The organism is Dryocola boscaweniae, assembly GCF_025215095.1.
In the GTDB taxonomy this organism is placed as follows: Bacteria; Pseudomonadota; Gammaproteobacteria; order Enterobacterales; family Enterobacteriaceae; genus Dryocola; species Dryocola boscaweniae.
In genome coordinates, this window is the sequence record NZ_JALHAP010000074.1 from 79599 (window position 1) to 91912 (window position 12314).

The window sequence follows — 12314 nt, forward strand, 5'->3', positions numbered from 1 at the left end:
TTTCGCAGCCTGACGTCAATAGCACGCTAAGATAATTTACACTATCTCCTCAATTTCTCCACGTTTGGGCTTGTGGTTAAGGCTACAGTGACCACTGCCCCCCATTACAACAATCAGAAGTGCTTACGAGGTCCCGACCAGATGGCGAATTTCTTTATCAATCGCCCCATTTTTGCCTGGGTGCTGGCCATTATTTTGTGCCTCACCGGTACGCTTGCTATTTTTTCGCTTCCCGTTGAGCAATATCCAGACCTTGCGCCGCCTAACGTGCGTATTACCGCTAACTATCCGGGAGCTTCCGCCCAAACCCTGGAAAATACCGTCACCCAGGTTATTGAGCAGAATATGACCGGGCTCGACAACATGATGTATATGTCGTCGCAGAGCAGCAGCACCGGCCAGGCCACCATCATGCTGAGCTTCAAAGCCGGTACCGATCCGGATGAGGCGGTGCAGCAGGTGCAAAACCAACTGCAGTCCGCGCTGCGCAAATTACCGCAGGCCGTGCAAACGCAAGGGGTTACGGTAAGAAAAACCGGGGACAGCAACATCCTGATGGTTGCCTTCGTCTCCACCGATGGCAGCATGGATAAGCAGGATATTTCGGATTACGTGGCGAGTAATATTCAGGATCCTATCAGCCGTATTAACGGCGTGGGAGACGTGGATGCTTACGGCTCCCAGTACTCCATGCGCATCTGGCTTGACCCAACCAAACTCACCAGCTATCAGCTCACCACCCAGGATGTGGTGGATGCCATCAGCTCGCAGAACGCGCAGGTAGCCGTTGGGCAGCTCGGCGGCACGCCGTCGGTCGATCTTCAGGCCCTAAACGCCACCATCAACTCCCAGTCTTTGCTGCAAACGCCACAGCAGTTTAAGGACATTACCCTGCGTGTGAATCAGGACGGTTCGCTGGTAACCCTGGGCGACGTGGCGGAAGTTGAGCTGGGCGCAGAAAAATATGACTTTCTGAGCCGCTACAACGGCCAGGCGGCTTCCGGGTTGGGTATTAAACTCGCCTCTGGCGCGAATGAGATGGAGACCGATAAACTCGCCCGCGCAAAAATCGAGGAGCTTTCTCAGTATTTCCCGCACGGACTGGAGGCGAAAATCGCTTATGAAACCACGCCGTTCGTGAAAGCCTCCATCAAAGACGTGGTCAAAACGCTGCTGGAAGCCATTCTGTTAGTGTTCCTGGTCATGTACCTGTTTTTGCAGAATTTCCGCGCAACGCTTATTCCCACTATCGCAGTACCTGTGGTGTTGTTGGGGACCTTCTCGGTGCTCTACGCCTTCGGCTATAGCATTAACACGCTCACCATGTTCGCCATGGTACTGGCCATCGGACTGCTGGTGGATGACGCCATCGTGGTGGTGGAGAACGTTGAGCGCATCATGAGCGAAGAAGGGCTGTCGCCCCGGGAGGCAACCCGCAAGTCGATGGGCCAGATACAGGGTGCGCTGGTGGGAATTGCCATGGTGCTTTCCGCCGTGTTCGTGCCGATGGCCTTCTTCGGCGGCACCACCGGCGCCATTTACCGCCAGTTCTCCATTACCATCGTTTCGGCAATGGTGCTGTCGGTTTTAGTCGCGATGATCCTCACGCCCGCGCTTTGCGCCACGCTGCTAAAACCATTACATAAAGGCGAGCATCACGGTCAGAAAGGATTTTTCGGCTGGTTTAACCGCATGTTCAACCGTAATGCCGCCCGGTATGAAAATGGCGTAGGAAAGATTCTGGTACGCAGCGCCCGCTGGATGCTGATCTACGCGCTGTTGTTAGGCGGCATGGTGTTCTTATTCCTGCGCTTGCCAACGTCATTCCTGCCGTTGGAAGACCGCGGCGTATTTACGACTTCAGTGCAATTGCCAAGCGGATCAACCCAGCAACAAACGCTGAAGGTCGTGGCTGATATCGAAAATTATTATCTGACCAAAGAGAAAGATAACGTGCTGTCGGTGTTCTCAACCGTAGGCGCCGGGCCTGGAGGTAACGGGCAGAACGTGGCGCGAATGTTTGTCCGTTTGAAAGACTGGGACGACCGAGATCCGGACACCGGCAGCTCTTTTGCCATTATCGAGCGAGCCACCAAAGCTTTCCATGACATCAAAGAAGCGCGCGTTATCGCCAGCAGTCCACCGGCTATTAGCGGGCTTGGCAACGCAGCCGGATTTGATATGGAGCTACAGGATCATGGCGGCGCCGGGCACGATGCGCTTATGGCTGCTCGCGACCAGTTGCTCAATATGGCTGACGATGAAAAGCTTCTTACCCGCGTTCGTCATAACGGCCTGGACGATAGCCCGCAGATGCAAATAGACATCGATCAGCGAAAAGCCCAGGCGCTGGGCGTTTCCATCGATGATATCAATAACACGTTGCAAACGGCCTGGGGCTCCAGCTATGTGAATGATTTTATGGATCGTGGCCGCGTGAAAAAGGTTTATGTGCAGGCCGCTGCGAAATACCGCATGCTGCCCGACGACATTAATCAGTGGTATGTCCGTAACAAAGACGGCGGCATGGTGCCCTTCTCCGCTTTCTCCACTTCACGCTGGGAAACGGGTTCACCGCGTCTGGAGCGCTACAACGGTTATTCAGCCGTGGAAATTGTTGGCGAAGCCGCGCCTGGCGTGAGTACCGGTACAGCTATGGAAATCATGGAAAGCCTGGTGCATAAGCTGCCGAATGGGTTTGGCCTGGAGTGGACGGGCATGTCCTGGCAGGAACGGCTATCCGGAGCTCAGGCGCCAGCGCTGTATGCTGTTTCGCTGCTGGTAGTTTTCCTGTGTCTTGCCGCACTCTATGAAAGCTGGTCGGTGCCGTTTTCGGTTATGCTCGTCGTGCCGCTTGGGGTTATCGGCGCCCTGCTCGCCACCTGGATGCGGGGGCTTGAGAACGACGTGTACTTCCAGGTCGGTTTACTCACCGTTATTGGCCTGTCGGCGAAGAATGCGATATTGATTGTGGAATTCGCCAACGATATGAACGCGCAGGGACGAGAGCTGGTTGCAGCGACGCTCGATGCCTGCCGCCAACGTTTACGTCCGATTCTGATGACATCCCTGGCCTTTATCTTTGGCGTCTTGCCAATGGCAACCAGCAGCGGCGCAGGTTCCGGCAGCCAGCATGCGGTTGGTACCGGGGTTATGGGCGGCATGATTTCAGCCACGGTTCTGGCGATATTCTTTGTCCCGCTGTTCTTTGTGCTGGTGCGGCGCCGCTTCCCGCTTAAAGAGCCGCACGAAGATTGATTGTCAAAAACCCAACAAAAAAGGCGGCCTTTTCGGTCGCCTTTTTTCAGATGCGCTCATAGAATTATTTCAAATAAGGACATCGTGCTCTTGCAGTTTTCTGGTCAGATCATTTACGAAGCATATCTTCAATGAAATCTTTCCAGTTCCCCAGTTCATGCTCAATCATAACAGCCTCTCTTATAATTGCTTTAATTATACGCAAATTAAACCGGTGAGTGAAGCAATTCTCAACAACTGCTGCTTTCCCGATCGCCACCGTATATTTATTGCTATTGCGTAATAACCTAATTTTAACCCCTCTGCTTCTTATTAATGTGACGCAGCACCTGAAACAAAATGTTTCTTCACATTTAGGAATTTGTCCGCATCAGGCAGCGTAAGCGCCTGAGAAGGCATGTTGCGCGATCTTTATGGGAGGGCTGGAAGCTTGAAGAATGAGATCAAAAGCGTTATTGAAGATATTTATATATTCAGTTTCGGATAAGGCCGAATTTTACCAATACGATACAATTCAATTATCCCGTGAGACAAGATTGCATACCTGACGAAATTTTATTCAAATCGCATAACAATAGTTATATTCTGTGACGGTAAGAGTAGCAATTAAGTTATATTTTTCCGTCGTACTTTATTATCATTTTAAATCATTCTAATTATCTGATTAAAAAATCAGAGTCTCAACAAAAGGATTGAAAGCACGTGATAACCCTTTATGGCATTAAAAATTGCGACACCGTCAAAAAGGCGCGCCGCTGGCTGGAAGCTCATGGCGTCGAATACCGGTTTCACGACTACCGCGCTGACGGCCTGGACGCCGGATTACTTAATAGTTTTATTGCAGAACTGGGTTGGGAAGCGCTGCTGAACACTCGCGGCACAACCTGGCGTAAGCTGGATGAAGCGCATCGCGCCTCCATTAAAGACGCACAAACGGCTGCGGCATTAATGTCCGAAATGCCGGCAATCATCAAACGCCCATTGCTCTGCGCGCCCGGTCAGCCTATGCTGCTGGGTTTCAATGAATCGAACTATCAGCAGTTTATCAACGAGGTATAGTCTTATGTCCTGCCCGGTTATTGAGCTGACGCAACAGCTTATCCGCCGCCCTTCCCTGAGCCCCGACGATGCAGGCTGTCAGGCGCTGCTTATTGAGCGGTTACGCGCCATTGGTTTTACCGTTGAGCACATGGATTTTGGCGACACACAAAATTTCTGGGCATGGAGAGGACAAGGCGAAACGCTGGCGTTTGCCGGGCATACCGATGTCGTGCCTTCCGGCGATGCAGACCGCTGGATTAATCCCCCGTTTGAGCCGACCATTCGCGATGGCATGCTGTTTGGCCGTGGCGCTGCGGATATGAAAGGGTCGCTCGCGGCAATGGTCGTGGCGGCAGAACGCTTCGTGGCGCAGCATCCAAACCACAAAGGCCGTCTCGCATTTCTTATCACATCCGACGAAGAAGCCAGCGCCAAAAATGGCACCGTAAAAGTCGTTGAAACGCTGATGGAGCGTCGCGAACGCCTCGATTATTGCCTGGTGGGCGAGCCTTCGAGCACCGAAGTTGTTGGCGATGTGGTGAAAAACGGTCGCCGCGGCTCGCTAACCTGCAACCTGACGATTCACGGCGTGCAAGGACACGTTGCCTACCCGCATCTGGCGGATAACCCGGTTCATCGCGCAGCCCCGATGTTAAGCGAGCTGGTCGCTATCGAATGGGACCAGGGGAACGAGTTTTTCCCGGCGACCAGCATGCAGATTGCCAATATTCAGGCCGGCACCGGCAGCAATAACGTCATTCCAGGCGATATGTTTGTGCAGTTTAATTTTCGCTTCAGCACCGAGCTGACCGATGCGGACATCAAACAGCGCGTGATCGCCCTGCTTGAGAAATACCAGTTGCGCTATACGCTGGACTGGTGGCTTTCCGGCCTTCCGTTCCTTACCTCGCGCGGCAAGCTTGTCGATGCGGTAGTGAATGCAGTTGAGCACTATAATGAAATCAGGCCGCAACTTTTAACTACCGGCGGTACGTCCGACGGGCGCTTTATCGCTCGCATGGGCGCTCAGGTAGTGGAGCTCGGGCCGGTGAACGCAACTATTCATAAGATTAATGAGTGCGTCAACGCCGCCGATCTGCAGCTTCTTGCCCGGATGTATCAACGTATTATGGAACAGCTTGTCGCCTGACGGGCTGCACAACTTAAGTGAGGTATTAGCATGGAATGGCTATCGCATTACTGGTGGATTATCGTACTGGTGCTGTTATTGGGCATTTTCCTTAATGTTATTAAGGATCTGAAACGCATCGACCCGAAGAAGTACATGGCAAATAAACCTGAGCTGCCCCCGCATCGTGATTTTAACGACAAGTGGGATGACGAAGATGACTGGCCGAAGAAGAAATAATTAGCCTCTCCCCTCACCCAACCGCAGGTGAGGGGATTTTAGTTAAAGCAGTTCGATAATATCGTCGTCTTTCGGCGTTCCGCCGCTTAGCGCCTCGTCAAAATAATGTTTAGGCACCGTGTAGCGCAGATGGTCGAGCGCAATCTGAATGCTGCGATCGTCAATGGCATGCCCTAAATCATCAATGACATCCAGCGTGAAGTCGCCACCGATGCGTTCGAGCGCCTCTGCGGCGTCAAATGCATGCTTCACATTAATCACATTGTCTTCATCGCCGTGAATCAAATGGATAGTCGTGGAAGCCGGAATTTGTTGCGGAAGCTCAGCATAACGTCCGCTAAACGCCACCACGCGAGAAGCCAGAGCCGGTTCGGCTTTGATGCCTTCAAGCGCCATCATCGCTCCCTGCGAGAAACCAATCAGCGCCGTCGCATTTGCAGTAACGCCGCTTTGTTTCTGCCAGTAGCGCACAAGTTCGATAAACGTCGGCATAACGGCATCTATGCGTCCCTGACGGTTCTCTTCCGTCACGCCAGCCACAGAAAACCATTCACGTCCAGGATGCGGGCCACTCGGGGCGGGGCCGCCAATGCTTACCACTAAAGCATCAGGAAACTCGGGCGCAAACCAGCTACCGATTTCGCCCATGGCAACGGGGTTGTCGCCTACGCCATGAAACAGCAACAGCAGTTGTTTTGCCGCAGCGGAAGGATTTTGGACAACAAAATGGTCGTGTTTCATGGTTATCTCCTTAAGTTTCTGGAGCTGACTATACGCCGGACGAAAGTGATGACCATCCCATTTGACTGAACGACTTAGTGGAAAAATTGCATTTGCAAAAGAGAATCTTTGAGCGCAAAGCTGCGCGATGCGTCAAGTTTTTCAAGCGCCAGTTGCACTTCCTGCCGCATCGCTCCCAGTAACGCTCTGCGCCCTGACAATCGAAGGCTCTCACAAAGTGCGTCTACCTCAAGCCTGTGCTGAACCCTGCCGCGTAACGCCTTTAATGGTAGATCGCAGGCAGCCAGCAGGCGATTAAGCGAACCGAGGCAGGCTTCCAGCGGGCGATGCGCAAAAGCAAATCCCGCCAGTTCAAGCCAGTCATCACTATTTAGCGTAGTCGCTGGGTGAGGCGTTATGGGTAAAGGACTGTCGATCCACGGCTGCAGGCAAGCAAAATCTCGCGCCAGGCGAAGCTGTTCGCGCCGGGTGAGCGCAGCCCCTGCATCGTTCAGCGGTAACAGCGCCATCGCCGTGTAGCAGCCGCTGCTGGCTTCCCGATGGCTGCCGACGCGCACGAGCACAAACCCACAGCTTTCCCAGAATCGCCACAGCTCGTCGGTAAAGCCAAAACTTACCGACAAATAATCAATATCCTGCTGCGCACCTTCTTTCGCCATCGCAATCATCTGCTGCCCTAATTGCCGCCGCTGGCGCAACGGATGCACGGCGATGCGGCTCACGCGCAGCCCACGCAAAGTTGCCGCCAGCGGGCTGCCGCCATGTGCTGCAAGAGATTGCGCGACAAGGTTCCCGCGCGGCCGTCGGAAACCAGCCCACACCGCACGGCTGAGCTTTTCATCCAACCCTCCCTCTTCCACAAGCCAGGCTGCGCCGACGGTTTCGCCGCCGCAGTTAGCGGTAATGAAATGTTGGCCATGGGCATCAAGCATGCGTCGCCAGTCCAGCGGCGAGGTGCGGTAATGCGCCCCAGAAAGCAAACGGTACATTTGCTGAAGCCTTTCGGTTTCGTCTTGTGCGACCGAGCTCAACGCAGCCGGCCCCTGGGCGACACGAGTTATGTCAGCTTCCTCAAACAGCAAAATGCTGTCGATTAACGCTTCCAGCGGATCGTGCTGCGCCCAGCGAATGGGTGCCGAAAGAGAATAACGAGTGAGGGAATCAATTCCCGCGCAAAATTTCAGTAAGAACCCACGCCCGGTGCCTTCGTATCCCTGAACCGTAGTCGTAAGCAACGTGCGTGGGAAGCGGGCAATAAGTTCACGTAATTGTGGCGCTGGCAGCGCTGCGGCCTCATCGATAATAAGCCAGTGCGCATCCTGTATTTCAGGCTGAGCCAGAAGCGCATCCGGAGCGATAAAATTGAATTTTTCGCCCGCATGTAACGCCAGCACGTCCGTTGCCGCTCGCGTCGGCGCCGTTACAAGCGCTTTATCAGGAAGGCTTCTCAGCAACATGCCTGCAAGCGCAGATTTTCCTCTGCCACGCGGGGCGGTTATCACGGCTACGCCCGCAGACATGGATTGCAGCGCGGCAAGAATCCCGGCCTGCTCCTGCTGCGGGGAACCGTTTGCAGGATGCCAGGGCGCGCGAGGTTGAAAATCAGGTAAGCAAAAAGGCTGATGCTGTTGCCAGAGATAAGTTTCGCTATCGGCCTGCACACAGCGTTTGAGATGCGAGATAAAATTCGGCGTGGCGACGGGCAGTGGGCAATCGCTCCAGCGGCAGGAGTCCGCATCAGGAAGCGTCGGCCAGCGTAACCAGTCAGGAACCAGCATAACCAACCAGCTTCCGGCTTTTAACGTTCCGGCAAGGACTGCGAGCGCTTCCGCATCCAGACCGCTGCGCGCGTCAAAGACCGCATGGAGAAACTCCCGGCCAAGCAGCGTGCGCATGGCCGATGGCGCGCAGTTCAGCGGAAGCTCAGGCGCCGCGCCAACCCATAACCAGTCGCCGGGAAGATGGCTTACCAGAGAATTTATCTGCTGGGTGCTCCACTCGGCTTCGCCCGCGACGATTAGCATGCGTCGAATACCGGCGGCGGCCATGCTGGCGGTTATCTGTCGAAGCTGTTCCATGCCTGTCATCCCTGTCGCTGTCTATGACCAGGCGCGATTAGCGAACGCTATTGCCGAAGGTATTACACTGCCCAGGATCGCCGCTGTCGAAGCCGCGTTTGAACCAGGTATAACGCTGTTCAGAGGTGCCGTGAGTGAAGCTGTCCGGCACCACTCGTCCCTGTCCTTGCTGCTGCAAGCGGTCGTCGCCAATGGCTTCGGCGGCGTTCAGCGCCTCCTGCAAATCACCGGCATCCAGCACTTCTTGTTTTTGCATACTGTGGCCCCAGACGCCTGCGAAGCAGTCGGCCTGCAGCTCCATTTTCACCGACAGGCGGTTGCCTTCGGTCTGCGAAGCGCCCTGTTGAAGCTGGCGAACTTTGGGTTCAATGCCCAGCAGTTTCTGGACGTGGTGACCGACTTCATGCGCAATAACATAGCCTTGGGCAAAATCGCCATCGGCGCCCAGTTTGCTTTTCATCTCATCGTAGAAAGAGAGGTCTATATAGACGGTGCTGTCCGCCGGACAATAAAACGGCCCCATAACCGACTGCCCCGTGCCGCAGCCAGTACGCGTGGCGCCACGGTACATCACCAGCTTCGGCTGCTGATAGTTGCGACCCATTTGCTGGAAAATCTGGCCCCAGGTATCTTCCGTGGTAGCCAGAATAACCGAGGTGAATTTTGCCGCTTCGTCATCGTTTGGGCTGATGGAACGCTGTGTGGTTTGCTGCGTGACCGGCTGGCCACCGCCAAGAAGCGCAGAGAGATCGACGCCGTAGTACCCTGCGACGACCACGACGATTAACAGGACAATCCCACCTTTACCGCGAGGTATACGAAATCCACCGCCGCCGCCAAAATTCGGGCCGGAGGAACTGTTACGCCTGTCTTCTACGTTGTCGCTTTCGCGACGACCTTGCCAACGCATGACTTACTCCATTATTCACAACTTGTAATAAATAGATCGTAGGTGGTTAATCCCTGGATTACCATAAGAAACGAGATGTGAAAAAGCCGAATGTGCAAAACACATCCGGCCTTAAAAGTAGCGCGTGCGAATTTAGTCTAACTTAACGCCAAGACGGTGAGCCACTTCTTCATAGGCTTCAATCAGGCCGCCCAGGCTCTGGCGGAAGCGGTCTTTGTCCATTTTGTCGAGGGTTTCTTTGTCCCACAGGCGGCTGCCATCGGGTGAGAACTCATCCCCGAGCACCACTTCGCCTTTAAAGAGACCAAATTCCAGTTTGAAATCCACGAGGATCAGACCTGCGTCATCAAATAGCTTGCTCAGCACGTCGTTAGCCTTGTAGCTCAGTTCACGCATGCGAGCCAGGTGCTCTTTGCTTACCCAGCCGAAGGTCTCGCAGTAAGACTCGTTGACCATCGGGTCGTGCATCGCATCGTTCTTGAGGAACAGGTCAAACAGCGGCGGATTGAGCTCAATACCTTCTTCAATGCCCAGACGTTTCACCAGCGATCCTGCGGCGCGGTTGCGGATAACACACTCAACCGGCACCATCTCAAGCTTTTTAACCAACACTTCGTTATCGGAGAGCAGTTGTTCCATTTGCGTGGGAATACCCGCTTCTTCCAGTTTGGCCATAATAAAATGGTTAAACTTGTTGTTCACCATGCCCTTACGGTCGAACTGTTCGATGCGCGCACCGTCTCCTGCTGACGTATCATTGCGGAATTCGAGCACCAACAGATCCGGGTTTTCGGTGCTGTATACGGTCTTCGCTTTGCCACGATACAACTCAGCTTGCTTTTGCATCTTTCTTACTCCAGGTGTGATTTAACTAAAAATTCCGCTATCTGCAGGTACGCACACGTTTGCGTAGCCTGCCAGAAAAAAGGCCGGATCGCTCCGGCCCTTTAAGGTTACTTGCTGAATGCCGCCTGGAACACAGCGACCAGCGCGTCGTTCTGGGACTGCGTCAGCGTGTGCCCTTTCGGGTCGATAAACTGCAGACTGCTGCGGTTATCGAGATCGCCAACCTGCAGCTTATAGTCACCGCTGACAAGCTCAGGGTCTTTCGCCCCTAAATCCTGCCAACCGCTATCAGACAGCGGTTTATAGGTAACGGTCATGCTGCCGGTAGAGCGCGTGGAGTCAGTGACTTTCATGCCAGCTTTTTCAAGCGTTGCCGGCAAGCGGTTCCAGACCACGTTGAACGGACCGCGAACCACCAGCATTGGTAAACCGGTATCATCCGCAGCGCTTTGCACATCAAGCTGAGTTGAGGAACGGTTATCCTGGGCGTTCTGGCGATCGGTTTGCGCTTTATCAAGACCTGTGCTGATGACGTTAAGCATCTGCGCGCTATAACGCTGCAGAGAGGCCGCATCCGACACCGGCTTGCCTGCCTGCTCCAGGTTCAGCAGTTTTACAACCACCGCCTGCTGGTAGCCCTGCGGCTTCACGGCAATTTGATAACGACCACGGTACTGCTCGTCTTCATCGGCACGGTTCCATTGTACCCAATCAGTCGTTAGCGTCTGGCTTGCGTCATCACGCTTGTCGATGGTGTAGTTATTAGCCTGAATAACGCTAACCACCTGCGGCCATAGCGTAGCGCCACGTGCGCTTTCTACCATTAACGAAGCGGTATCGCCGGTAAACTGGGTGCGCGCGCCGCTAACCAGAGCCAGCGGTTGAGCTGGCGGACGAATGTCCAACTGTTTGCCTACTGCGCCGCTGCCGTTGGTAACCGGAATATTATATTGACCGTTCTCCACAGGCAGGATCATGCCCGCCGGAGCGTGGATTTCCGCCAGTGGCGCTGCATCCAAATAGGATTCGTCGCCGCTAACCTGGCGCTTATAACGCTGGTCGCTGCTGCATGCCGCCAGCAGCATTGCCAGCGACACCACTGCAACTTTTGTCACCATCGACTTCTGTACTGAGTAAGCCATCAAATCTCCCTAAACTTTACAGCAAACCCGCATGCTTAAGCGCGCTGATAATCACCGGACGACTTGCGTCAGTCAGCGGCGTCATTGGCAGGCGTAAGGTATCGGTCGCCACAAGTCCCAATTCCTTACAGGCCCATTTCACCGGGATAGGATTGGGTTCTACAAATAATTTGTTATGCAACGGCATCAGACGCTGATTGATCTCACGCGCTTGTGCAAATTGCCCATTGGCCGCCAGTTTACACATTTCCGCCATTTCACGCGCGGCTACGTTTGCCGTCACGGAAATTACGCCGTGGCCGCCGAGCTGCATGAAGTCCAGCGAGCTGGCATCGTCACCGCTAACCAGGATGAAGTCATCTTCAACCAGCTCTTTGATCTGGTTTACTCGCGTTAAGTTCCCGGTTGCTTCTTTGATACCAATAATATTTTTTACTTTCGAAAGGCGGGCAACGGTTTCTGGCAACATGTCGCACCCGGTACGGGACGGCACATTGTACAGCATCTGCGGCAGATCGGTGCTTTGAGCGATGGCTTTGAAGTGCTGGAACAACCCTTCCTGAGTGGGACGGTTGTAATAAGGCGTGACGGTCAGGCAGCCGACGATACCGCTGTTATGAAAGCGCTTCGTCAGGGAAATAGCTTCGGATGTGGCGTTCGCACCGGTACCCGCTATCACCGGAATACGACCATCCGCCAGTTCCAGCGTTAGCATGACCACGTCGCCGTGCTCGTCGTGGCTTAAGGTTGCAGACTCTCCGGTCGTCCCTACAGAGACAATCGCCGATGTTCCGCTGGCGACATGATAATCAATCAGTTTTTTCAGGCTTGACCGGCAGACATTACCTTTCTCATCCATCGGTGTTACAAGCGCGACAATACTTCCCGTGAACATTGGCCATCCTCTGTGCAAACAAGTGTCTCAATGG

The 12314-nt window shown here is 54.1% G+C and carries 11 protein-coding genes; 4 read left to right on the plus strand and 7 right to left on the minus strand.

The features are described 5' to 3' along the window. The first annotated feature begins 141 nt into the window (after positions 1-141). Positions 142-3258 (plus strand): multidrug efflux RND transporter permease AcrD, encoded by a 3117-nt coding sequence (gene acrD, locus MUA00_RS06405; RefSeq protein WP_271122315.1) that lies wholly within the window; start codon positions 142-144, stop codon positions 3256-3258. 109 nt (positions 3259-3367) lie between these two features. Here acrD and ypfM read toward each other — a convergent pair whose 3' ends face one another. Next, on the minus strand, positions 3368-3427 hold the full coding sequence (gene ypfM, locus MUA00_RS06410; RefSeq protein WP_087867655.1) for a protein YpfM: 60 nt from the start codon (positions 3425-3427) through the stop codon (positions 3368-3370). Positions 3428-3960: 533 nt separating this feature from the next. Between ypfM and MUA00_RS06415 the strand changes: the two genes are divergently transcribed. From MUA00_RS06415 to MUA00_RS06425, 3 genes are read left to right on the plus strand one after another with little or no spacing between them, the layout of a single operon-like run. Then, positions 3961-4317: an ArsC family reductase gene (locus MUA00_RS06415; protein ID WP_271122314.1), complete on the plus strand. Its 357-nt coding sequence runs from the start codon at positions 3961-3963 to the stop codon at positions 4315-4317. A gap of 4 nt (positions 4318-4321) precedes the next feature. After that, entirely contained in the window at positions 4322-5449 is a 1128-nt protein-coding gene (dapE, locus tag MUA00_RS06420) for a succinyl-diaminopimelate desuccinylase (RefSeq protein ID WP_271122313.1), read from the plus strand. A 30-nt stretch (positions 5450-5479) separates the two neighbouring features. Beyond that, positions 5480-5668, plus strand: coding sequence for a YpfN family protein (locus tag MUA00_RS06425; protein WP_271122312.1), 189 nt, complete (start codon positions 5480-5482; stop codon positions 5666-5668). 42 nt (positions 5669-5710) lie between these two features. On the opposite strand, the gene ypfH is transcribed toward MUA00_RS06425, so the two are convergent. From ypfH to dapA, 6 genes are all read right to left on the minus strand, one after another. Continuing rightward, positions 5711-6409, minus strand: coding sequence for an esterase (ypfH, locus tag MUA00_RS06430; protein WP_271122311.1), 699 nt, complete (start codon positions 6407-6409; stop codon positions 5711-5713). Positions 6410-6483: 74 nt separating this feature from the next. Further along, positions 6484-8496 (minus strand): tRNA(Met) cytidine acetyltransferase TmcA, encoded by a 2013-nt coding sequence (locus tag MUA00_RS06435; protein ID WP_408639687.1) that lies wholly within the window; start codon positions 8494-8496, stop codon positions 6484-6486. A 28-nt stretch (positions 8497-8524) separates the two neighbouring features. Next, complete coding sequence (gene ypfJ / locus MUA00_RS06440) at positions 8525-9397, minus strand: KPN_02809 family neutral zinc metallopeptidase (RefSeq protein WP_271122309.1); 873 nt, start codon at positions 9395-9397, stop codon at positions 8525-8527. A gap of 132 nt (positions 9398-9529) precedes the next feature. Then, a complete protein-coding gene (gene purC / locus MUA00_RS06445) occupies positions 9530-10243 on the minus strand; it encodes a phosphoribosylaminoimidazolesuccinocarboxamide synthase (RefSeq protein ID WP_271122308.1) in 714 nt (237 codons plus the stop codon). A 107-nt stretch (positions 10244-10350) separates the two neighbouring features. After that, positions 10351-11385 carry an outer membrane protein assembly factor BamC gene (gene bamC / locus MUA00_RS06450; RefSeq protein WP_271122307.1) on the minus strand — a complete coding sequence of 345 codons (1035 nt, stop codon included), beginning with the start codon at positions 11383-11385 and terminating at the stop codon, positions 10351-10353. Between the two features lie 16 nt (positions 11386-11401). Further along, a complete protein-coding gene (gene dapA / locus MUA00_RS06455; protein ID WP_271122306.1) occupies positions 11402-12280 on the minus strand; it encodes a 4-hydroxy-tetrahydrodipicolinate synthase in 879 nt (292 codons plus the stop codon). Positions 12281-12314: the final 34 nt, after the last annotated feature.